Raw genomic sequence first — 21254 nt, 5'->3', positions numbered from 1 at the left:
GGAGGGACGTCGGGGATGAGCACCAAGGACTTCATCGAGAAGGACTTCTACAAGGTCCTCGGCGTCCCGAAGGACGCCACCGAGGCCGAGATCAAGAAGGCGTACCGGAAGCTCGCCCGCGAGTTCCACCCGGACGCCAACAAGGGCAACGCCAAGGCCGAGGAGCGCTTCAAGGAGATCTCCGAGGCGAACGACGTCCTCGGCGACCCCAAGAAGCGCAAGGAGTACGACGAGGCCCGCGCCCTCTTCGGTAACGGCGGCTTCCGTCCGGGGCCGGGCGCCGGCGGCGGCTCCTTCAACTTCGACCTGGGCGACCTCTTCGGGGGCAACCCCCAGGGGGGCACCGCCCAGGGCGGTTTCGGCGGTGGCATCGGGGACGTCTTCGGAGGCCTGTTCAACCGGGGCGGTGCGGGCACCGGAACGGGTGCGCGGACGCAGCCCCGGCGCGGCCAGGACATCGACACCGAGGTCACGCTCAGCTTCACGGAGGCGGTGGACGGCGCGACCGTCCCGCTCCGCATGACCTCGCAGGCGCCCTGCAAGGCCTGCTCCGGCACCGGCGACGCCAACGGCACACCGCGGGTGTGCCCGACGTGCGTCGGCACCGGCCAGGTCGCGCGGGGCTCGGGCGGCGGGTTCTCGCTCACCGACCCCTGCCCCGACTGCAAGGGCCGCGGCCTGATCGCGGAGAACCCCTGCGAGGTGTGCAGCGGCTCGGGGCGCGCCAAGTCGTCGAGGACCATGCAGGTCCGCATCCCCGCGGGTGTCGCCGACGGCCAGCGCATCCGCCTGCGCGGCAAGGGCGCACCGGGTGAACGGGGCGGTCCGGGAGGCGACCTGTACGTCACCGTGCACGTCCACGCCCACCCGGTCTTCGGCCGCAAGGGCGACAACCTGACGGTGACGGTCCCCGTGACCTTCGCCGAGGCCGCCCTCGGCGGTGAGGTGCGGGTGCCCACGCTGGGCGGCCCGCCGGTCACCCTGAAGCTGCCGCCGGGCACGCCCAACGGGCGCACGATGCGTGCCCGCGGAAAGGGTGCGGTCCGCAAGGACGGCTCGCGCGGCGACCTCCTCGTCACCGTCGAGGTGACGGTCCCGCAGGACGTGTCGGGCAAGGCTCGTGACGCCCTGGAGGCGTATCGCGAGGCAACCGCGGGCGAGGACCCGCGGGCGGAGCTGTTCCAGGCCGCGAAGGGAGCATGAGCAGATGGACGGCCGTCGTCGCAACCCCTACGAACTGACCGAGGAAACCCCGGTCTACGTCATCTCGGTGGCGGCCCAGCTGTCCGGTCTGCATCCGCAGACACTGCGCCAGTACGACCGCCTCGGACTGGTCTCCCCCGACCGCACCGCCGGCCGGGGCCGACGCTACTCGGCCCGCGACATCGAACTGCTGCGCACCGTCCAGCAGTTGTCGCAGGACGAGGGCATCAACCTCGCCGGCATCAAGCGGATCATCGAGCTGGAGAACCAGGTCGCCGCGTTGCAGGCGCGGGTGGCGGAGCTGTCGTCCGCCGTAGAGGGCGCGGCAGCGGCCATGCAGCAGCGCGAGGCCGCCGTGCACGCCTCCTACCGCCGGGACCTCGTCCCGTACCAGGAGGTCCAGCAGACGAGCGCGCTGGTGGTGTGGCGCCCGAAGCGCCAGTCCTCGGACTGACGCCCGAGCGTCGCACCTCGCCGACTGTGCGAAGGGGCCCGGAGGTTCTGCTGAACCTCCGGGCCCCTTGGCGCGTTCTACGGCCGCAGGATCGCGTAGTCGGCGCCGGGCGCCGACTCGGTGCCGTTCGCGTACAGCGCGGTCACCCACGGCGTCGACGAACAGGCAGCGCTCCTCGCCGTCCGGGAGGGTGGCGTAGACGACGTATCGCCCCAGGTCCGGTGTCGGAGAGGAGGACCCGTGTAGTCGGACGGCGGTGATCCGCAGGGCGGCCAGAGGTCAGGCGATCGACGGGTCCGTCTCCTCGCGGAGGGTCCACTCCACGTCCCGCTGCCCCGCCTGCCGAGCGCCGTCTCCGACCCCGCGTATCACCCCCCAGTAGAGGGGAACCGCGGCGAGCGCACACAGCAGCCAGGGCAGCCCGGCCGGCAGGTCCTCGCCGCGCAGGAGGACGGGAAGCGTCAGGAGTACGGCGCCCGACGCGCCGCCGAGCACGGGCAGATGGACCGCAGGGCGGAACTTGGCGGCCCGGGGTACGGGGCGGGTGGCGAGCGCGCCGGACGTGGCACGGGCGTCCGAGGTGAGGTGTCGCCGTACCTCGTCCGGATCGGTCAGCCCCATCCACGTCTCACCGCTGTCGGCGACGAACGCCGCGGGCTGCTCGTCGTCGATCAGCCTCCACCGCGTGGACAGGCACAACCACCCCTCCTGCCCGGCGAACCGTGTCGCGGCGCCGGCCACGTCGGAGCGGGGCCCGGACATCCGGATCTCCTTCCCGTCCGCGTGCAGGACGGCCCAGTGCCAGTACGAGACGGACACCGCGCCGGGCTCGCTGCCCTTCTCGCTCAGCCGCATCATGACGGGCTCGCCCATCCGCGCGCGGACCGCGTGCACCTCGCCCGCCGCCGCGTCCTCGGCGAGCACGCGCAGTTTGCGCCGGGTGGTGGCGTTGCTCGTCTGCCGCCGCAGCGTGCCGGCCAGCTTCAGCGAGACCACGAGCACCAGGAGGATCACCGCCCCGCCGAACACGCTGCCGTGGGCCCCTGCGGCGAACCGGGCCAGCGTCACGGGCGTGAGGGCGAGCAGTACCGCGGCGGCCACCGTGCCCCGGTCCCTTTTCGGCAGGGGGAGCTTGCGGGGCGGCGCGTCGGACACCGTGGCCCCGTTCGTCGAGCGCCCGAGTGCCGGCGCCGTGCGGCAGGCCAGGGCCCACAGCGCCGCCAGCGGTAGCGCAGCACCGGCCGCCGCGAGCATGTCCCATCGCGGGGCCGGGGCGTCGTAGCGCACGTACACCAGGAGCAGGGTTGTGCCCGCACAGGCGAGCAGGGCGCTGCCGAGGGCGCGGGTGAGCGGGGTGGAACGTCGCATGGCGGTTCCCTCTCCGGGGCCGGGAGTATGACTTCGACGGTCCGAGATTCGAGGGTTCGAAGGTCGAGCGGGACAGTTTCGCTCCGGCAGCGGTGTGAAGTAAAGGGATTCCGGGGGGTGTTGGTGCGTCGGGGTTCCGTCGGCGGTTCGGATGGCGGGCAGCGGGAGCCGCGTGTCCGGTGCGGGGCCTCAGGCCGCCTCGGGCGCCGGGTGGCGTGGGCGCGCGGGCCGATGTGCAGGTCAGTGCGGTGAAGTGGAGGCGGCGAAATGGAGGCGCGCGTTCCCTGCGACACTGTCTTCACGCGGGAAACACAGAACGCTGTTGCCATCTCGTTAAGTGGTTACTCCTTGACGCTGCGGTGAACGCCGCGTTGGCTTTCAGCCACCTGGGTCGCAATACTGCGCCCTCGTCCGGAAGGCACGTGATGTGAACACTCGTAACACCCGTATTCGTCGTACGGGCATAGCCCTGGCCGCTTCCGCCGCGGCCCTCTCGCTCTCCGCCTGTGGCGTGGTGGACGGGATCGGTGGCGGTGGCAGCTCGGCGAGCCCGAAGAAGGGCAACGACATCACGGTGGGCCTGCTCCTTCCGGAGAAGGAGAACTCGCGTTACGAGAAGTTCGACTATCCGATCATTAAGCAGCAGGTCGCCGAACTCACCCACAAAAAGGGCAAAGTCGACTACGTCAATGCCGAGCAGGACGCGGACAAGCAGAGCAGCCAGCTCCAGCAGATGATCGCCGACAAGGTCGACGTGATCCTGCTGGACGCGGTGGACGCCAAGTCCATCGCGAAGGACGTGCAGAAGGCGAAGGACGCGGGCATCCCCGTCATCGCCTACGACCGTCTCGCGCAGGGGCCGATCGACGCGTACATCTCGTTCGACAACGAGCTCGTCGGCCAGGTCCAGGGCCGGGCCATCCTCGAGGCGCTGGGCTCCGACGCCGAGTCCCGCAAGATCGTGATGATGAACGGGTCGGTCACCGACCCGAACGCCGCCCAGTTCAAGGAGGGCGCGCTCTCCGAGCTCAAGGGCAAGGTGAACATCGCCGAGTCGTACGACACCAAGGACTGGAAGCCGGAGAACGCCAAGGCGAACATGGAGCAGGCGATCTCCGCGATCGGCCTGGACAAGATCGCGGCCGTCTACTCCGCGAACGACGGCATGGCGGGCGCCGTCATCGACGCCCTGAAGACCGCGGGCGTCAGCAAGGTCCCGCCGGTCACCGGCCAGGACGCGGAGCTGGATGCCGTGCAGCGCGTCGTCGCGGGCGACCAGTACATGAGCGTCTACAAGTCGTACCCGCAGGAGGCGTCCGCCGCTGCCGAGATGGCCGTCGCGAAGGTCCAGGGCCGCGGTATCGAGTTCGACGCCCTCACCCGCGACAAGACGGACAGTCCGACCAACAAGGACATCCCGTCCCAGATGGTCCCCGTGGTCGCCCTCACCAAGGACAACATCGCGGACACGGTCGTCGACGACGGCATCTACACGGTCAAGCAGATCTGCACAGCCAAGTACAAGTCGGCCTGCGCGTCCATCACGGGCCTGAAGTAGCCGCACACGGGCCCTCCGCGGCCGCGATCCCGCAGGCCTCCACCCGCTCGGGGGGTGGAGGCCTGCGGCGCGCTTCCCGCGGGGTTCAGTCGGCGGCCTCGATGGCGTACAGGAAGTCGCTGTCGCTGCCCACGTAGACCACTCCGTCCGCGACGACGGGGGAGGACCGTACGGACCGGCCCGTTGCGCACCACCACCGTTCGAAGCCGGAGTCGGTGTCGACGGCGTACACGTTGCCGTCGTCACAGCCGAAGTAGACCGTGTCGCCCGCCACGGCCGGTGAGGTCCGGATGGGCTCGGACACGGTGAAGCGCCACTTCCACTCACCGGTGGCGGCGTCGAGGGCGGACAGACGGGCGTCGTCGTCGCCGACGTACACCGTGCCGTCCGCCGCCGTGGGGGCGGACAGGATGGGATGGCCGGTGGTGTGGAGCCATTTCCTCACCCCGTTGTACGTGTCGATGGCGTGCACCTCGCCGCGTTTGCTGCCGATGTAGAGGACCGCGTTGAACAGTGCGGACGGGCCGGAGACAGGGCCGCCGGGGACGCGGGCGGCCCACTTCCTCTGCCGTGACACGCTGTCGAAGGCATAGACGTGGCTGCCCGCGTTGCCGAGGATCGCCATCGGGCCGGCCATGACCACCCATCGGAAGTCCGTCAGTCCGTATCCGCTGCTCTCCCAGCGCTTCGTGCCTTCTTCGATGTCGAGGGCACGGAGCAGGTTGCTGCCCCCGACGTACACACAGTCGGCGTCCACCGCCACCGTGGCGGACGCCTGGCCGCCGGTCATGTACTGCCAGCAGACCTCGCCGGTGCCGACGTCGACCGCGTGGAGGGCCCGGCCCGAGGTGACGTACACGAGATCGCCGTCCACCTGCGGCGCCGACCGGATGGCGTCGCTGGAGATGTCACTGCGCCACTTCTCCTCGCCGCTGGCGGCGTCGACGGCGTACAGGGCGCCGTCGTCACTGCCCACGTACACGGTCCCGTCCATGACGGCCGGCGCGGACTGCACGCAGCCGTTGGTCCTGAATCTCCACCGCAGGGTGCCCGGTGGCGGCCGCCGGGGGGCGGAGTGCCGGCCCGAGGACCGGGTGAAGGACACCAGGGCGGGAGGGGGCGGCTCCGGGGTGACGGTAGGCAGAGCGGTGGCCTCGGGGGCGGACGGGGCGGCCGCCGAGAGGACGTGAGCGGGCTCGTCGGGCAAGGGCGCCTGGGCGGTCGGGGCCCGGAGGCGGGCCGCGGCCTCGCGGGCCACACTGCGGCTGTCGTCGTCCGCCAGGCGCCGCAGCTCCTCGGCCGCGCGCCGGCGTACGGTCTCGTTGCCGACCCGGTACAGGTGGGCGAGCGATTCCACGGCACCCAGCCGGTCCGTCGCGAGCGGGCTGCGCAGCGCGTTGTGGAGATGAGTGGGCAGGGACCAGTTGATGTTCTGTGCGATGACGATGCGGCCCTCGACGGAGTCCTGCTTCTTGGGGCGTTGCTGGGGCATCTCGTCGACGACCTTGGCGTGGACGTAGGAGTACAGCTCGTCGAGGGTGATGTCTCCGTCGCCGTCGACGTCGGCGCTGCCGTCGCGCAGACCCTGCACCAGATGGCGGGTGAACACCGACTGGGGGGCGCTGCCGTGCACTTGGTCGCCCTCGAACGAGTACTGCGTGGCGTCGGAGGCGGTCAGCACGGTGCGGCCGCGGCCCTGGAACTGGTCCAACGAGATCGCCTCGGTGTCGGCCTTGGCCAGCCGGCCGGCCGGGAAGGCGCCGCTGTAGCAGCAGTCGAGGATCAGCACCTGACGGCGCGACATGCACTTGGTCATGGCGCGGTCGATCTCGTCGGCGCGCAGCGTGGTGAAGTCGAGGTTGTCGCGGCGGGTGTCGGCCATGGCCAGGTGCAGTTGGCCCTCGTCGTCCTTGAGGCCGTGACCGGTGAAGTACAGCAGGGTGACGTCGTCGTGCCGGCGGCCCCGGAAGAACTCGCCGAGGGCCAGGCCGACTTGGTGCCGCGACCTGTCGATCAGAATCTCGACGTCGAATCCGGCGATGTCCGGGTCGCGCAGGACGTCGGCGAGGGCCTGCGCGTCGTGACCGGGCGCGGTCAGCTGCCGCAGCCCTTCGTCCTCGTAGCTGTACGTCGCGATCAGCAGAGCCAGTTTGCGTCCCACGGTCACTCTCCCGACCGGTGCCGGCGCACGAACGCGTCGATCAGTTGCCGGCGTTCGCCGTCGGACGCCTGCTCCAGTTCGAGCGTGTCCCCGTCGATGGTCACCGAGACACGGTTGCGGGCGGACTGCCGTCCGAGCCAGTCCCGCAGCGTCTCGACGAGCGCGACGAGCACTCCGCCGGGCGCGCTGACGGCCAGCATCACGGCCCCGGCGGTGACCGGATCGACCCCCTTGGCCCCGTCGGGCGGCGCGTCCCCGTTCACCGGGCGCAGCCCCTCGACGTCGAGCGCCCGCAGTTCCCCCCGCAGCAGATACGCCAGCCGCTCGACCTGCTCCGCGTCCGCGTCCTTGTCGGGCCACAGCCCCAGCAGTACGTCCATGGTGATTCCACCCCCCTGTCCGCGAAACCGCCCGTCGTTGTCCCGGTCACGTGCTCCACGGCGCAGCCACCAGTGTGGTGAACGGGGGCTCGCGCCGGGGGGAATTCGCGGAAGTCGGCGCACCTGCGTCGGGCAGCCGACAAGCCCTGGCACGAGGCCGGTTGGGAGAGCCCGCTCCGGCGGCAGGCGCGCGGAGGTCTTGTGGAGATGGCCACACTTCCGGTGTCGAGAAGGGGGCAATCCCGGCGGACCGGGTCAACGGCCGGTCAAGGGACGGTAGTTAATCGTCTATGGTGACCCGCTGCTACGTATTGATCACGAGGCCGGTGCGGCCGCGGGATCACGGGATCACGGTACGACGGGGGATGCGATCCGGTGGACGGTATGAGCGGTACGGATGGTTCGATGCGGCTGCGGGGTGCCGTGGTGGTTGCGGCCGCCGTGACGGGGCTCGTGCTGTTGACCGGGTGCAGTGGTGGGTCCGGCGGCGGGAGCGGGTCCGGGTCCGGGGGCGACGGCTCCGGTGGTGGCGCCGCCGCTCCGAGCGGGCCCACCTACCAGGGCCCGGAGTTGCCGGGCTTCGCCAAGAAGGCCGCCTGGAGCCTGCCCGCCAACAAGGGCGGCGGCACGCCCGGCGCGCTGGACCTCGGTGAGACGCTGCTGTTCGCCAAGGACGCGAGCGGGGAGTACGTCGACAACTCCGGTCCGCAGGAGGGGAGCGAGCAGAGCGAGAACCGGTATCTGCACCTCTCCGACGAAGCCGAGAGCCTGACCCTGGAGTTCAGGGACGCGAAGACCGGCGAGGTCACCAAGTCCCTGAAGGTGAAGACCAATTCGGTCAGCAGCACGACCTGGCACGGCGGCGCCCCGGCGATCGCCGTCGGCACCTCGTCGACCACCGCCTCCGACGGGCTCACCGAGGCGAAGACGACCTCCACGGCCACCCTGTACGACGCCCACGGCGCCAAGCTGGGCAGCAGCCCCGTCCCGAAGGACGAGCACGGCAACGACGACCCCCGCCTCCTGACGGAGGGCTACCGCGTCGAGCTCGTCGACGACGCCATCCGTCTCGTCCCCATCGACGGCGGCACCACCCGCGCCATCACCTGCACCGGCCGGCTCGCCCAGTGCAAGTTCCACCCGGAGACCGGCACCGCCGACGGATTCGTGACGCACGCCCCGCTGATCAGCGGCCAGTACTACGCGGGCTTCCTGCACGCGACCGACTACGACAACGACCGCGAGCAGGTCACCCTCAACGACCTCGCCACCGGCAAGCAGGTCTGGAGCAGCGCCGACGCCGAACTGCCCAAGGGCGTGGAGGTGGACGACAAGGGCCTGCGGAAGTCCGGGGCGGCCGTCGTGGAGCGGATCACGGACGGCAGGGTCCTCGTGGCCTGGCGGGCGGGCGTCTACGACAGCACCTGGATCCACGCCTGGTACGACATGAAGAGCGGCGCCCTGACCGGCTCGTACAAGGCCCCGGAAGACGTCCTCTTCTCGCCCTCCGGCGAACTGGCCGCCAGGGACAAGGAGGGGGTCGGGGAGTTCTCCGGCACGGCGGTGTGGCAGCCGGCCGACGGCAAGCAGCTCTGGACGCAGGCGGAGGGCGAAACCGCTCTGGATCCCGTCCGGTTCACGGCGGACGCCTCGGTCCTCTACGGCCTCACGGACGGCGACACCGCCCTCGCCGTCGACGCCCGCACCCGCAAGGTCCTCGCCAAGAACCTCCCGGAGAACGGCATCCCCTACGTCGACGCGGCCACGGGATACGGCTACCTCGGCACCGAGGACGGCTTCTTCGTCTTCGCGCCCGCGTCCTGACTCCTTCCTTTCCCGTCCCCGCCCGCGTCTCCACGTCGGCCGCCGATCCACCGAGGTCCCCTGTGCGTACCCGTATTCCCACCGCCCTCGCCGCCTCCGCCTGCGTACTGCTGCTCGCCCTCACCGCCACCGCCTGCGGCGACGACGGTCCCCCTGAGGCGGGGGACCAGAAGGGCGTGGCCGACTTCCTTCAGCAGAACGTCGGCTGCCAGGACGTCGACTACTACAGCGCCGACGACCTCTCGGAGATCCAGGAACAGATCAACGGCCTCGACGGCGGCGGCGTGTGCGACCAGGAGAACGGCGACATCGACTTCCTGCACGTCACCGACATGAAGGGGTTCGCGCAGTCCGTCGCCGCACAGGACGGCGGCGACAACTCCCTCATGATCGGGCAGGACTTCGCCGTCGACGCAGGCCGCGACGAGCGGGTCGACAAGCTCCTCAAGGCGGGCCTGTTCCTCCTCGACTGCGACCCCGGCATGCAGATACCGGACGGCTACCACCGTGAGGACGTCGGGGACGGCTGCGTGGCGACCGACTACCGGAAGGACTCCGGGTCGGACGAGTGACAGCCGCCCACCATCACGGAGTTCAGGCCACCCGCGTGAACTCCACCGTCACCTCCGGCGGCCCGCCGGCCACCCCCCGGTACACGCCCTTGTGCGGGGTCACGTCGTCGTAGTCCCGGCCGCGGCCGACGACCACGTGGGACTCGTCGGCGCGGGTGCGGTTGGTCGGGTCGTAGCCCGTCCAGTCGCCCGCCCAGTACTCGACCCAGGCATGGCTCTGGCCCGCGACGGGACGGTGGAGTTCGGCGTCGCGCTCCGGGTGGAGGTAGCCGGAGACGTACCGGGTGGGCAGGCCGAGGCCGCGCAGCAGGCCCGCCGTGAGCTGGGCGATGTCCTGGCAGACGCCCGCGCCCTGCTCCCAGGCCTCGGCGGGGCTGGTGTTCACGCTCGTGGCGCCGGGGATGTACGACACCTGGTCGGCGACCATGTGCGAGACGGCGACCGCCGCCTCGTGCGGGTCGAGTCCCCGCGCCACCGCGCGGGCCCGCTCCAGCAGCTCCTCCGGCACGGTCGTGCGCGCGGTCGGCGCCGCGTACTCCAACAGGCGGGAGTTCGCGGTGCGTTCTGCCACCTCCGCCCAGCCGGGCGCGGCGGGCAGGGGGCCCGGCGGGGCCGTCTCCACCAGGCTGGACGCCGTGATGGTGAGGTCCTCGTGGGGCTCCATGAGGTCGAAGCCGGTGACCTGGGTGCCCCAGTAGTCCCAGTACGACCAGGTGGCGGTGGACGGGTTCACCAGCACCCGGGCGTCCAGGGTGGTCTGGCCGGGCAGCGTCAGCGGGGTCATGCGGACCTCGTTGTGCGAGGAGACCGCGGCCTGCGCGTACGAGACGCGGGTGATGTGACGGATGCGGAGTCGGCGGGTCATGGGCGCCCTCACGCTCCTTCCTGGGCCCACTCGACGGGCCCCTGGTACGGGAAGAACTTCTCCGCGACGGCTTCCGCCGAGGCCATGCAGGACTGCTGCAAGTCCCGCAGCAGCACGGGGAGTCCGTCCTCCAGGGTGCGCGAGTCCAGGTATTCCAGCCGCGTCCGCATCCGGCCGATCGGGCGGCGCGCCGGGTCCTGGCGCTGGCGGCCGAGCGCCTCGAGGCACTCCTCCGCCGTGGTCAGCGCGTGCAGCGCGGAGCGCGGGAAGTTCCGGTCCAGGAGCAGGAATTCGGCGACGCGAGGGGTGTCGCCGAAGCCGCCGTAGATGCGCGCGTACGCCTCGTCGGCGCCGCTCGCACTCAGCAAGGTCGGCCAGTCCGGGGCGTGCGCCGCGTCCAACACCCGTACGGACAGCAGCCGTACGGTCATGTCCACTCGCTCCAGGCTGCGCCCGAGGACCACGAAGCGCCAGCTGTCGTCCCGGCTCATCGTCGAGTCCGCGAGCCCGAAGAAGAGCGCGGCCCGGCGGCGTACCAGCTCCAGATAGGCGTACGGGCCCGTGCGGCGCGCCGCCATCCGCTGGTCGGCGAGCGCGTGCCAGGTGGAGTTGAGGCACTCCCACATCTCGGAGGAGACGGCCTCGCGGGCGCTGCGCGCGTTGAGGCGGGCCGCGCCGAGGGCGCCCTCGATCGAGCAGGTCGAACGGGCGTCGAAGGCGAGCTGGTCCAACACCTGCTGCATGTCGACGGGTTGGTGGCCGGCGTCGACGCCGAGGATGGCGTAGAGGGAGCGGCAGGCCGTGTCCTCGTCGCGCCAGGGGTCCTCCAGGAGGCGGTGCAGATAGGCGTCGAGGATGCGGCCGGTGGTGTCCGCCCGTTCGACGTAACGGCCGGTCCAGGTGAGGGCTTCGGCTATCCGGGAGAGGATCACGTCGTTCACGGCCGTACCTCCTGCGGCAGAGCGGTGGCCATACGTGTGCGGGGAGTCGTCACTGCTGCTGCTCTCCTTCCTGTACGACGATGTGGGTGCCGTCGGGTCCGAGCTGGCGTGGGGCGACGTCCGGCAGTACTCCGTCGGTCTCCGCCTCGACGGGCTCCGCGGGACCCTCCGCGAGCACCCAGGTGTCCTTGGAGCCGCCGCCCTGGCTGGAGTTGACGATGAGGTTGCCCTCCTGGAGGGCGACCCGGGTGAGGCCGCCGGGCAGCACCCAGACGTCGCTGCCGTCGTTGACGGCGAAGGGGCGCAGGTCGATGTGGCGCGGGGCCATGCCCTCGCCCGACAGGGTGGGGGACGTGGACAGGGCGACCGGGCGCTGGGCGATCCAGCCGCGCGGATCGGCGGCGACGGCCGCGCGGGTGCGCTCCAGCGTCTCGGCGTCGGCCTTGGGCCCGATGACGATGCCCTGGCCACCGGCGCCGTCGACCGGTTTGATGACGAGCTGGTCGATCTGGTCGAGGACGGCCTCCAACTGCCCGGGCTCGTCGGGCCGGAAGGACTCCACGTTGGGGAGGACGGGCTCCTCGCCGAGGTAGTAGCGGATCAGATCGGGGACGTACGTGTAGAGCAGCTTGTCGTCGGCGATGCCGTTGCCGACGGCGTTGGCGAGGGTCACCGTGCCCGCCTGCGCGGCGTTCATGATGCCCGGGCAGCCGATCACCGAGTCGGGCCGGAAGTGCAGCGGATCGAGGAAGTCGTCGTCGAGCCGCCGGTATACGACATGGACCGGCATCTCGCCGCGCGTGGTGCGCATCCACACCCGGTTGTTGCGGCAGACGAGATCGTGCCCCTCGACGAGCTGCACGCCCATCAGCCGTGCCAGCAGGGCGTGTTCGAAGTAGGCGGCGTTGCTGGGGCCGGGGGTGAGCACGACGACCCGCGGGTCACCGACGCCCTCGGGGGCCGCGGCCCGCAGCGCGGCGAGCAGCCGCTGCCCGTACCCGTCGACCGGCAGCACGTGCTGTTCGGCGAAGAGGGAGGGGAAGATCCGGGTCATCGCGCGCCGGTTCTCGATGACGTACGAGACCCCGGACGGCACGCGGACGTTGTCCTCCAGGACCCGGAAGTCCCCTGCCTCGTCCCGCACGAGGTCGATGCCGGCGACGTGGATCCGTACGCCGCCCGGTGGCTCGATCCCGTGCGCGGCTCTGTGAAAATGGGGGGAGTTGAGCAGCAGGCGCCAGGGCACGACTCCGTCCTCGAAGGCGCGGCAGGGGCCGTAGGCATCGCTGAGGTAGGCCTCGAGTGCCTTGACCCGCTGGGCCACTCCTCGCTGGATGAGGTCCCATTCCAGTGCGTCGAGGATGCGCGGCACCAGGTCCAGCGGCCAGGGCCGCTCCTCGCCCGCGAAGGCGTAGGTCACCCCGCGGTCGGTGAACGCCCGGGCCATCTGGTCGGCCCGGAAGCGCAGTTCACCCGGTTCGATGGGCTGCAGCGCCGCCAGCACCGGCTCATAGGCGGTCCTGACCTCACCCGGCCGCTCAAACATCTCGTCCCACGCATCGGCCAACGCGTACGCGTCAAATATGTCCGCCATGGGCTGACGGTAGGTGCGGTACGTAACGTGCCGATCACTCGGCTATTTCCGGCAGCTCACGTGGATTCCGCGGGGGGCACGGCTCCGGCCCGACGGGCGAGATCCGGCCAGGTCCGTCCCGGGTGACACGCCCCCTTGGGGAGGCGACCGCGCCCCGCACCGCACACTGAGGGCGCGGCACCTTCATGTTGTTGCAAGGGGATGGGCGGAGGCGGGGACAATTCCGTACGTGAAGGGGGATTTGGGGGCGGCTGAGCGGCGGAGCCGTGTTGCGGAGGCGGGCCGGGCCGCGCATAGTTGCGCTGCGGAAGACGCTGGAGCCAGGCGTTGGAGCCAGGAGTGGAAGATGGCCGGGCACGGGACGGACACGCATCCGCACGGCGCTGACCGGCTGTGCGAGGCTGGGGATCGGGTGTATTCCCGCGCGGTACGACGCGGGCGCGTGCCGCGCTCTGACGCCGAGGCGGCGCCCTGCCTGGTCGAGCTGGCGCTGCTGCACCCCGACCCCGACGACATGGGCTGGCTGGTGCCGACCTCGCCGCAGGAGGTCATGACCCGGCTGCTGCGCGGGGTCTACGACGAAGTCACCGCCAGCCAGGCGCGGATGGGCGACGCGGTGGCCGCGTACGAGTGGTACGCGGGGCTCGGCGCGGGCGTCCAGGCCCCCGCCGAAGGCATGGCGATCCGCGTCCTGGACGGACTGCCGCGCATCCACGCCGCCATGGACGCGGCGACCGAGGCGTGCACGACCGAAGTGCTCACCGTGCAGCCGGGCGGCATCCGGCGCGAGGACGAGCTGTCCGAGGGGCTGCACCGGGGGCTGGAGCTGCGCCGGCGCGGCGTGCGCATGCGCGACCTGTACACGCATGTCGCCCGGCACGGCCAGGGCCTGCACAACTACCTGGAGCTGATGGGGGGCGCCGCCGAGGCCCGCTCCCTCGACGAGGTCGTGGAGCGGCTCATCCTCTTCGACGGCAAGGTGGCCTTCATCCCGGCGAACACGGACCGCACGATCGCCCTGGAACTGCGCCACCCGGCGCTCGTGGAGTACCTCGTCACCGTCTTCGAACGCCTCTGGCGGCTGGCCATCCCGCTGACCTCCCCGCTCCCCTCGACGGGCATCGAGGGCATCACCCACCGGGAGCGCTCGATCGCGACCCTGCTGGCCGAGGGCCACCAGGACGCCGCCATCGCCGAACGCCTCGGCATCAGCGTCCGCACGTGCCGCGCGCACATCGCCCGCCTCTCGGAGACGCTGGGCGCGGCCAGCCGTACGCAGTTGGGCGTCCGTATCGCGCAGGCGGGGCTGGACGGTCCCCTACGTCCACCTGATCTGGCGCCGCTCACCGGTGGTCCTGCTGCCGCTCCTGCTCCTGCTCCTGCTCCTGCTCCTGCTCCAGGATCCCCGACTGGCCTATGAGGTAGCCGAGTTGGGCGCGGCTTTCGCTGCCGAGAGTGGCGGCGAGTTTGGCGATGTGGACGCGGGCGGTGCGGATGTTCATGCCGAGGCGTTCGGCCATGACGGCGTCGGTGTGGCCTTCGACGAGGAGGCCGGCGATGGCGCGCTGGCGCGGGGTCACGCCCTTGAGGGAGGGGCGTTGGACGGCTTCGGGATGCATGGGGGTGGCCAGGTGCCAGAGACGGTCGAAGGTGGTGACGAAGTAGGTGATCAGGGCGGGGTGGCGTACCTCCAGGGCGAGCTTGCGGTCTTTGCTGGCGGGGATGAAAGCGACGGCCTCGTCGATGACGAGGAGCCGGTCGGTGACCTCGTCCAGGGTGCGGGCTTCGACATCGCCGTTCAGCTGCTCGTAGCGGGCAAGAACGGCGGGAGCATGGCGAAGTGTGTGCTGGTAGAGGGTGCGGATACGGCCCCCGCGATCCAACAGGGCCTGGTCGCGCTCCACGACTGCGCCGTTGATCTCGGGGATCGCACGGGTGTAACTGGTGTGGGGATGGATGGCGAGGAGTTCGCTGGAGGCGTTGGCCATGGCCTCGGCGATGCCGCGGTTGATCCGTTCCAGGCCACTGAGGATGCTGATCATCGGCGTGTCCGCAGGTGCCGTCCGACCGCCGTCGATGCGCATCAGCGGCTCGAACGCCTCGGCCAGTCGGACCTCGCGCCGCCGCGTTTCCGCGATGCCGTCCTCGGCCGTGCGGAGCAGCCGGTGGAGGGCGAGGGCGGGCGCGACGGGTGAGAGGCGGCACATGTCCTCGAGGCAGGGCTGCAACAGGCCGAAGTCGATCAGGCATGGGGTGGCGTCCGCCTCCTCTCCGGGTACGGATCCCTCGCGCAGGGCTCGCTCGTAGAGATCGGCGCCCACCTCGCACAGCTCCTCGGCGCCGTGTGGCGTGTGCGCCGTCGTCACCGCGTGGGCTCTTCCTGCTCCAGGATTCCCGACTGCGCTATGCGAAAGCCGAGTTGAGCGCGGCTGCCACTGCCCAGCGCGGCGGCGAGCTTGGCGATGTGGGCTCGGCAGGTGCGGACGTTCATGCCGAGGCGGCGGGCTATGGCCTCGTCGACGTGCCCCTCGATGAGGAGCTTGGCTATGGAGCGCTGGACGCCGGTGATGCCCTCGGGAGTCGCCTCGTAGCGGACCTCGTCCATCAACGGGGTCGCGCGCTGCCAGAGTTGTTCGAAGACCTTGATCAGATACTGGACGAGGCCGGGGTGACGAAGCTCCAGGGCCACCTGCCGGTCGTCCTGGGCAGGGATGAAGGCCACCGTCTGATCACAGATGATGAGCCTCTCGATGAGCTCTTCCAGCGTGCGGATCTCCACCTTGGCGCCGGCCATCTTGTCCATGTACGCGAAGGTGCTCTGGCTGTGCCGGACCGTGTGCTGGTACAAAGTGCGCACGGAGATGCCCCGTTCTATCAGGGGCTTACTCCGCTCCAGTGCCTGACTCAGGATGTGTTCGGGCCGGCTGCCGCCGGGCTGGACGGTCAGGACTTCGGTGCGGGCCTCGGCTATCGCCACGTCGAGTGCGGCATTGATCCGGGTGTTGCCCTCCAGCACGGTGATGGCGTGCGTCGTGGCGGGCTTCTGAGCGCTGATGGTCAGGAACGGCTGGAAGGCGTCTGTGAGGTTGAGGGTGAGCCGACGGCGGTCCTGGATCTCCCGTTCCAGGGGCTGGAGCCGCTGTGCGAGCACAACGGACGGCGGTACGGGGCGCAACCAGTTCGCGTCATCCGGGTCCGGGTGAAGCAGTGCGAATTCGAGCAGGCAGGGAGCAGACTCGGACTCGCCGCGGGAGATGCGTCCCGAGGCGAGAGCACTGGCATAAAGCCGGGCACCTGCGTCACACAGATCGGTTATGCCGTGAGGATGTGTCGGTTTTGTGCTTTTTGTTGGCAAATCTCCACCCCCCAGGGTCCTGAACGTGCAGGAACATGATGCATCTCTTCTGTGGCATTGACGTGCCTGAATGAGCCATCGTCTTATTTCGCGGGGGAGAGGAAGCCATCAAGTGAGGACGAAGCCGACCATGAAAAAGAGAATGCTTCGCTCGGTGCTTGCTACGGGCGTCGTTGCTGCGGCACTGGCCTTCGGCGTGGCCGGTCCTCTCGACGTCGGCTGGCAGATCACCTCCGGCACCACCCAAAGTGCAGTGGCCCACACCGATGGAACCCAGGATGTCGGCTGGCAGGTCGTCGCTCAGGATGTCGGCTGGCAGGTCGTCTCCGGCGACGGTGCGCAGGATGTCGGCTGGCAGGCAGCGGCGGACGCAGACGCATGACGATTCCACCCGATGACCGCTCCTTTCGCCGCGAAATGGCCACGGCCTACCGCTCCGGCTGGCACTTCATCGATCTGGCCACCGCCATCCCCCACAGCGGTGACTCCTTGATGGTGACCGTGTTCGGAGAGCCTGTCGTCGTCACCCGGGACGAGGACGACGACGTACGGGCGTACCGGTGTCTGCGGCGGCCTCGGGGGGCGCCGCAGCCGGTCCGGTGCGCCATTCGATACGGAATGATCTTTGTGAACCTGGACCAGCGTGACCATCAGCTGGTGGAGCCGGATGTTCCGGACGTCCAGACCATCTCAGCCACCCCCCGCAGTGCCTGACGCGATTCCCCCGTCGTAGTAGATCGCGCAGGTACTTCCCCCCGCAGCGGCGTCACCGTGACCTGAACACGGTGACGCCGCTGCAGTTTTCGGGGAAATCTCAGGACATGGTCGCATCCCGGGGCCACTTCGGCACCGACCGGTTTCAGCCTCTCCCCATCGCCGCCCGCAGCTCGATCTCGATCACCACGCGGGACGGGTTCGGCGACGGCACCCGCTCGTAACGCTCCGCATACCGCCGCTCGGCCTCGGCGATGCGCTCCGGCTCGGTGCGCACGAACGCCTGCCCCTCCAGCGTGGCCCAGCGTCGCCCGTCCACCTGGCAGACGGCGACCCGCGCCCCGTCGGCGCCGGCCGCGAGCACATGCCCGACCTTCGCGCTGGACTTGTTGGTGATGACCCGCGCGAGGCCCGCCTCCGGGTCGTAGGTGACGCCGACCGGCACCACATGGGGTGTGCCGTCGGGGCGGAGGGTCGTCAGGGTGCACAGGTGACGTTCCCGCCAGAAGCTGAGGTAGGCGGCGTCGGGCTGCCGCGGGTCCACTGGATACGAAGCCATGGGCCCTGAATCTACTTCCCCCGGCATCCGTATCCACTGTGACGTTCGCTTCCGCGCCGACCTTGAGTGGAATAGACTCAACTTTGTAGCCGTTGGGTGAGTCAGTACGAGGAGACGAGACCGACGGCCGCAGACGGCTGACGCAAGGAGGAGAACGCGAACGTGGACGCCGAGCTGACCAACAGGAGCCGGGACGCGATCAACGCGGCCAGTAACCGGGCCGTGTCCGCGGGGCACCCGGACCTCACACCCGCCCACCTGCTCCTGGCGCTGCTTGAGGGGCAGGAGAACGAGAACATCATCGACCTGCTGGCCGCCGTGGACGCCGACCAGCCCTCCGTGCGCGCCGGAGCCGAGCGCGTGCTCGCCGGGCTGCCCAGCGTGACCGGTTCCACCGTCGCGCCCCCACAGCCCAGCCGCGAGCTGCTCGCCGTCATCGCCGACGCACAGGCCAAGGCCAAGGACCTCGGCGACGAGTACCTCTCGACCGAGCATCTGCTCATCGGGATCGCCGCGAAGGGCGGCGCCGCCGGTGACGTACTGTCCGGGCAGGGCGCCAGTGCGAAAAAGCTGCTGTCGGCGTTCCAGGAGACCAGGGGAGGGCGCCGGGTGACGACCCCGGATCCCGAGGGCCAGTACAAGGCACTCGAAAAGTTCGGTACGGACTTCACCGCCGCCGCGCGCGAGGGGAAGCTCGACCCCGTCATCGGACGGGACCAGGAGATCCGCCGGGTCGTGCAGGTGCTGTCCCGGCGCACCAAGAACAACCCCGTCCTCATCGGTGAGCCCGGCGTCGGCAAGACGGCCGTCGTCGAGGGGCTCGCCCAGCGCATCGTGAAGGGCGACGTCCCCGAGTCCCTCAAGAACAAGCGGCTGGTCGCGCTCGACCTCGGCGCGATGGTCGCGGGCGCCAAGTACCGAGGTGAGTTCGAGGAGCGCCTGAAGACCGTCCTGGCCGAGATCAAGGGCAGCGACGGGCAGATCATCACCTTCATCGACGAGCTGCACACCGTCGTGGGCGCGGGCGCCGGCGGCGACTCCGCGATGGACGCCGGCAACATGCTGAAGCCCATGCTCGCCCGCGGCGAGCTGCGCATGGTCGGCGCGACCACGCTCGACGAGTACCGCGAGCGCATCGAGAAGGACCCCGCGCTGGAGCGCCGCTTCCAGCAGGTGCTGGTCGCCGAGCCCACCGTCGAGGACTCGATCGCGATCCTGCGCGGACTCAAGGGCCGCTACGAGGCCCACCACAAGGTCCAGATCGCCGACAGCGCGCTCGTCGCGGCGGCCACCCTCTCCGACCGGTACATCACCTCCCGCTTCCTCCCCGACAAGGCCATCGACCTGGTCGACGAGGCGGCCTCCCGGCTCCGTATGGAGATCGACTCCTCGCCCGTCGAGATCGACGAACTCCAGCGCGCCGTCGACCGGCTGAAGATGGAGGAGCTGGCCCTCGACAAGGAGACCGACCCCGCCTCCCGGCAGCGCCTGGAGAAGCTGCGCCGCGACCTCGCCGACAAGGAGGAGGAGCTGCGCGGCCTCACCGCCCGCTGGGAGAAGGAGAAGCAGTCCCTCAACCGGGTCGGTGAACTGAAGGAGAAGCTGGACGAGTTGCGCGGCACGGCCGAACGGGCCCAGCGCGACGGCGACTTCGACACCGCCTCCAAGCTGCTCTACGGCGAGATCCCCACCCTGGAGCGCGACTTGGAGGAAGCCTCCGAGGCCGAGGAGGAGGCCGCCAAGGGCACGATGGTGAAGGAGGAGGTCGGCCCGGACGACATCGCGGACGTGGTCGGCGCCTGGACCGGCATCCCCGCCGGGCGTCTCCTGGAGGGCGAGACGCAGAAACTCCTGCGCATGGAGGAGGAGTTGGGGCGTCGGCTGATCGGCCAGGCCGAGGCCGTACAGGCCGTCTCGGACGCCGTGCGCCGCACCCGCGCGGGCATCGCGGACCCGGACCGACCGACCGGCTCGTTCCTCTTCCTCGGCCCGACCGGCGTCGGCAAGACCGAACTCGCCAAGGCCCTCGCCGACTTCCTCTTCGACGACGAGCGGGCGATGGTCCGCATCGACATGAGCGAGTACGGCGAGAAGCACAGCGTCGCGCGACTGGTCGGCGCCCCGCCCGGATACGTCGGGTACGAGGAGGGCGGCCAGCTCACCGAGGCCGTACGCCGCCGCCCGTACAGCGTGATCCTGCTCGACGAGGTCGAGAAGGCGCACCCTGAGGTCTTCGACGTTCTCCTCCAGGTCCTGGACGACGGGCGTCTGACGGACGGTCAGGGCCGCACCGTCGACTTCCGCAACACCATCCTGGTCCTCACCTCGAACCTGGGCAGCCAGTTCCTCGTCGAGCCGCTGACGACCGAGGAGGAGAAGAAGCAGCAGGTCCTGGAGGTCGTACGGGCCTCCTTCAAGCCGGAGTTCCTCAACCGGCTCGACGACCTGGTGGTCTTCTCCGCCCTGAACAAGGAGGAGCTGGAGCGCATCGCGAAGCTCCAGATCGAGCGCCTCGCGGGGCGCCTCGCGGAGCGCCGGCTCACCCTGGAGGTTACCGACGCGGCCCTGGCCTGGCTCGCGGACGAGGGCAACGACCCGGCGTACGGCGCCCGGCCGCTGCGCCGCCTCGTCCAGACCGCCATCGGCGACCGGCTTGCGAAGGAGATCCTCGCGGGCGAGGTCAAGGACGGCGACACGGTCCGCGTGGACGCCTTCGGGGACGGGCTGATCGTGGGTCCTGCGACGGGGAAGACGCTGTAGCCGGCCGTCACCGCGGGTGCCGTAGGGCCCCCTTCCCGGCGATCACCGATGGAGATCGCCGGGAAGGGGGCCGAGGTTTTGCAGCTGGTTGAGGGGGGAGTCGTCGGTGAGGAAGACGATCACCGCCACGATGAACCAGGCGGCGAACACCAGGCACCCCAGCCACAGCCCCCACAGGAGCCACCGGACCTCTCTCCGCATGCGCATGACGTGATCGTCCCGGCCCGGTGACCCGCCCGGGTCACCGGGGCGTTCCGGCCTCGTCACCGGCCTGGTGACCGGATCGTGTCAGCCAGCGGCGGACAGGCCCCGTCAGGGGTTGCCACCCCCCGCCCCGCATGGGGGAGGATGGCAGGATCCGTACGAAGGGAAATACACGGTGAGCATCGACCCGTCCTCGATTCCGAACTTCGGGGGCCAGCCCGAGCCGCAGCCCGGCGGACCGGCGGGCCCCGTCGTCCCGGATCAGGACCTTGTGAAGCAGCTCCTGGAGCAGATGGAGCTGAAGTATGTCGTCGACGACGAGGGTGACCTCGCGGCGCCGTGGGAGCAGTTCCGTACGTACTTCATGTTCCGCGGCGAGGGTGACCAGCAGGTCTTCTCGGTGCGGACGTTCTACGACCGGCCGCACCAGATCGACGAGAAGCCGGCGCTGCTGGAGTCCATCGACGACTGGAACCGTCGCACGCTGTGGCCGAAGGTCTACAGCCACACGCACGACGACGGCACCGTCCGCCTGATCGGCGAGGCGCAGATGCTGATCGGCACCGGCGTCGCGCTGGAGCACTTCGTCTCCTCGACGGTCAGCTGGGTGCGGGCCGCGATCGAGTTCGACAAGTGGCTCGTGGAGCAGCTCGGCCTGACCGAAGCGGTCGACGAGGCCGACGAGAAGCCCGAGGACGGCGAGCAGCCCGAGGGCGGCGACGCCGAGTAGGGACCTCCCGGG

General features: G+C 70.3%; 20 protein-coding genes. 10 read left to right on the top strand and 10 right to left on the bottom strand.

Going from position 1 to position 21254, the window contains the following annotated elements:
* Window positions 1–15 precede the first annotated feature (15 nt).
* Both dnaJ and AB5J56_RS21655 read left to right on the top strand, forming a co-directional pair.
* Window positions 16–1203 carry a molecular chaperone DnaJ gene (dnaJ, locus tag AB5J56_RS21660; protein ID WP_369234413.1) on the top strand — a complete coding sequence of 396 codons (1188 nt, stop codon included), beginning with the start codon at window positions 16–18 and terminating at the stop codon, window positions 1201–1203.
* A gap of 4 nt (window positions 1204–1207) precedes the next feature.
* Window positions 1208–1657, top strand: a complete 450-nt coding sequence (locus AB5J56_RS21655) for a helix-turn-helix domain-containing protein (RefSeq protein ID WP_369234412.1) — start codon at window positions 1208–1210, stop codon at window positions 1655–1657.
* Between the two features lie 279 nt (window positions 1658–1936).
* Here the strand turns inward: AB5J56_RS21655 and AB5J56_RS21650 are convergent, their stop codons facing one another.
* Window positions 1937–3025 (bottom strand): hypothetical protein, encoded by a 1089-nt coding sequence (locus tag AB5J56_RS21650; RefSeq protein ID WP_369234411.1) that lies wholly within the window; start codon window positions 3023–3025, stop codon window positions 1937–1939.
* Between the two features lie 427 nt (window positions 3026–3452).
* Here AB5J56_RS21650 and AB5J56_RS21645 point away from each other — a divergent pair, with 427 nt between their 5' ends.
* Window positions 3453–4583: a sugar ABC transporter substrate-binding protein gene (locus tag AB5J56_RS21645; RefSeq protein WP_369234410.1), complete on the top strand. Its 1131-nt coding sequence runs from the start codon at window positions 3453–3455 to the stop codon at window positions 4581–4583.
* A gap of 85 nt (window positions 4584–4668) precedes the next feature.
* Here the strand turns inward: AB5J56_RS21645 and AB5J56_RS21640 are convergent, their stop codons facing one another.
* A complete protein-coding gene (locus tag AB5J56_RS21640; RefSeq protein WP_369234409.1) occupies window positions 4669–6744 on the bottom strand; it encodes a PQQ-binding-like beta-propeller repeat protein in 2076 nt (691 codons plus the stop codon).
* Between the two features lie 2 nt (window positions 6745–6746).
* Window positions 6747–7124, bottom strand: coding sequence for a hypothetical protein (locus AB5J56_RS21635; protein WP_369234408.1), 378 nt, complete (start codon window positions 7122–7124; stop codon window positions 6747–6749).
* A gap of 384 nt (window positions 7125–7508) precedes the next feature.
* On the opposite strand from AB5J56_RS21635, the gene AB5J56_RS21630 reads away from it, so the two are divergent.
* Both AB5J56_RS21630 and AB5J56_RS21625 read left to right on the top strand, forming a co-directional pair.
* Complete coding sequence (locus AB5J56_RS21630; protein WP_369234407.1) at window positions 7509–8948, top strand: hypothetical protein; 1440 nt, start codon at window positions 7509–7511, stop codon at window positions 8946–8948.
* A gap of 62 nt (window positions 8949–9010) precedes the next feature.
* On the top strand, window positions 9011–9520 hold the full coding sequence (locus tag AB5J56_RS21625) for a hypothetical protein (protein WP_369234406.1): 510 nt from the start codon (window positions 9011–9013) through the stop codon (window positions 9518–9520).
* 22 nt (window positions 9521–9542) lie between these two features.
* Here the strand turns inward: AB5J56_RS21625 and AB5J56_RS21620 are convergent, their stop codons facing one another.
* Genes AB5J56_RS21620 through AB5J56_RS21610 form a run of 3 tightly spaced genes read right to left on the bottom strand, consistent with a single transcriptional unit; the run spans window position 9543 to window position 12920 of the window.
* Complete coding sequence (locus tag AB5J56_RS21620; RefSeq protein ID WP_369234405.1) at window positions 9543–10385, bottom strand: transglutaminase domain-containing protein; 843 nt, start codon at window positions 10383–10385, stop codon at window positions 9543–9545.
* Between the two features lie 8 nt (window positions 10386–10393).
* A complete protein-coding gene (locus tag AB5J56_RS21615; protein WP_369234404.1) occupies window positions 10394–11326 on the bottom strand; it encodes an alpha-E domain-containing protein in 933 nt (310 codons plus the stop codon).
* A gap of 49 nt (window positions 11327–11375) precedes the next feature.
* Window positions 11376–12920 carry a circularly permuted type 2 ATP-grasp protein gene (locus AB5J56_RS21610; RefSeq protein ID WP_369234403.1) on the bottom strand — a complete coding sequence of 515 codons (1545 nt, stop codon included), beginning with the start codon at window positions 12918–12920 and terminating at the stop codon, window positions 11376–11378.
* A gap of 346 nt (window positions 12921–13266) precedes the next feature.
* Between AB5J56_RS21610 and AB5J56_RS21605 the strand changes: the two genes are divergently transcribed.
* The gene (locus AB5J56_RS21605) at window positions 13267–14340 is read left to right on the top strand and encodes a LuxR C-terminal-related transcriptional regulator (RefSeq protein WP_369234402.1); all 1074 of its coding nucleotides are present in this window, start codon (window positions 13267–13269) and stop codon (window positions 14338–14340) included.
* Here AB5J56_RS21605 and AB5J56_RS21600 read toward each other — a convergent pair.
* Window positions 14264–15286 (bottom strand): helix-turn-helix transcriptional regulator, encoded by a 1023-nt coding sequence (locus AB5J56_RS21600; protein ID WP_369234401.1) that lies wholly within the window; start codon window positions 15284–15286, stop codon window positions 14264–14266. The genes AB5J56_RS21605 and AB5J56_RS21600 overlap by 77 nt on opposite strands.
* Window positions 15283–16275 carry a helix-turn-helix transcriptional regulator gene (locus AB5J56_RS21595; RefSeq protein ID WP_369234400.1) on the bottom strand — a complete coding sequence of 331 codons (993 nt, stop codon included), beginning with the start codon at window positions 16273–16275 and terminating at the stop codon, window positions 15283–15285. The genes AB5J56_RS21600 and AB5J56_RS21595 overlap by 4 nt, the downstream gene beginning before the upstream one ends.
* Before the next feature lie 130 nt (window positions 16276–16405).
* Between AB5J56_RS21595 and AB5J56_RS21590 the strand changes: the two genes are divergently transcribed.
* Window positions 16406–16657: a hypothetical protein gene (locus tag AB5J56_RS21590; RefSeq protein ID WP_369234399.1), complete on the top strand. Its 252-nt coding sequence runs from the start codon at window positions 16406–16408 to the stop codon at window positions 16655–16657.
* Window positions 16654–16989 carry a hypothetical protein gene (locus AB5J56_RS21585; RefSeq protein ID WP_369234398.1) on the top strand — a complete coding sequence of 112 codons (336 nt, stop codon included), beginning with the start codon at window positions 16654–16656 and terminating at the stop codon, window positions 16987–16989. The genes AB5J56_RS21590 and AB5J56_RS21585 overlap by 4 nt, the downstream gene beginning before the upstream one ends.
* A 145-nt stretch (window positions 16990–17134) precedes the next feature.
* Here the strand turns inward: AB5J56_RS21585 and AB5J56_RS21580 are convergent, their stop codons facing one another.
* Entirely contained in the window at window positions 17135–17548 is a 414-nt protein-coding gene (locus tag AB5J56_RS21580) for a pyridoxamine 5'-phosphate oxidase family protein (RefSeq protein ID WP_369234396.1), read from the bottom strand.
* Between the two features lie 162 nt (window positions 17549–17710).
* Between AB5J56_RS21580 and clpB the strand changes: the two genes are divergently transcribed.
* Complete coding sequence (gene clpB, locus AB5J56_RS21575) at window positions 17711–20308, top strand: ATP-dependent chaperone ClpB (protein WP_369234395.1); 2598 nt, start codon at window positions 17711–17713, stop codon at window positions 20306–20308.
* Between the two features lie 42 nt (window positions 20309–20350).
* Here the strand turns inward: clpB and AB5J56_RS21570 are convergent, their stop codons facing one another.
* Window positions 20351–20515, bottom strand: coding sequence for a hypothetical protein (locus AB5J56_RS21570; RefSeq protein WP_369234394.1), 165 nt, complete (start codon window positions 20513–20515; stop codon window positions 20351–20353).
* A 172-nt stretch (window positions 20516–20687) separates the two neighbouring features.
* On the opposite strand from AB5J56_RS21570, the gene AB5J56_RS21565 reads away from it, so the two are divergent.
* Entirely contained in the window at window positions 20688–21242 is a 555-nt protein-coding gene (locus AB5J56_RS21565) for a YbjN domain-containing protein (protein WP_369234393.1), read from the top strand.
* The last annotated feature ends 12 nt before the right edge of the window (window positions 21243–21254 follow it).

This window comes from Streptomyces sp. R21 (genome assembly GCF_041051975.1).
GTDB lineage: Bacteria > Actinomycetota > Actinomycetes > Streptomycetales > Streptomycetaceae > Streptomyces.
The sequence above is the reverse complement of the archived record's forward strand: the minus strand, read 5'-3'. Positions and strand labels throughout refer to the sequence as shown.

Excerpts from the sequence above, each read along its gene's own strand:
- dnaJ (WP_369234413.1), top strand. The coding sequence starts at position 16 with ATGAGCACCAAGGACTTCATCGAGAAGGACTTCTACAAGGTCCTCGGC.
- AB5J56_RS21655 (WP_369234412.1), top strand. The coding sequence starts at position 1,208 with ATGGACGGCCGTCGTCGCAACCCCTACGAACTGACCGAGGAAACCCCG.
- AB5J56_RS21650 (WP_369234411.1), bottom strand. The coding sequence starts at position 3,025 with ATGCGACGTTCCACCCCGCTCACCCGCGCCCTCGGCAGCGCCCTGCTC.
- AB5J56_RS21635 (WP_369234408.1), bottom strand. The coding sequence starts at position 7,124 with ATGGACGTACTGCTGGGGCTGTGGCCCGACAAGGACGCGGACGCGGAG.
- AB5J56_RS21630 (WP_369234407.1), top strand. The coding sequence starts at position 7,509 with ATGAGCGGTACGGATGGTTCGATGCGGCTGCGGGGTGCCGTGGTGGTT.
- AB5J56_RS21620 (WP_369234405.1), bottom strand. The coding sequence starts at position 10,385 with ATGACCCGCCGACTCCGCATCCGTCACATCACCCGCGTCTCGTACGCG.
- AB5J56_RS21610 (WP_369234403.1), bottom strand. The coding sequence starts at position 12,920 with ATGGCGGACATATTTGACGCGTACGCGTTGGCCGATGCGTGGGACGAG.
- AB5J56_RS21605 (WP_369234402.1), top strand. The coding sequence starts at position 13,267 with ATGGCCGGGCACGGGACGGACACGCATCCGCACGGCGCTGACCGGCTG.
- AB5J56_RS21590 (WP_369234399.1), top strand. The coding sequence starts at position 16,406 with ATGAAAAAGAGAATGCTTCGCTCGGTGCTTGCTACGGGCGTCGTTGCT.
- AB5J56_RS21585 (WP_369234398.1), top strand. The coding sequence starts at position 16,654 with ATGACGATTCCACCCGATGACCGCTCCTTTCGCCGCGAAATGGCCACG.
- AB5J56_RS21580 (WP_369234396.1), bottom strand. The coding sequence starts at position 17,548 with ATGGCTTCGTATCCAGTGGACCCGCGGCAGCCCGACGCCGCCTACCTC.
- AB5J56_RS21570 (WP_369234394.1), bottom strand. The coding sequence starts at position 20,515 with ATGCGCATGCGGAGAGAGGTCCGGTGGCTCCTGTGGGGGCTGTGGCTG.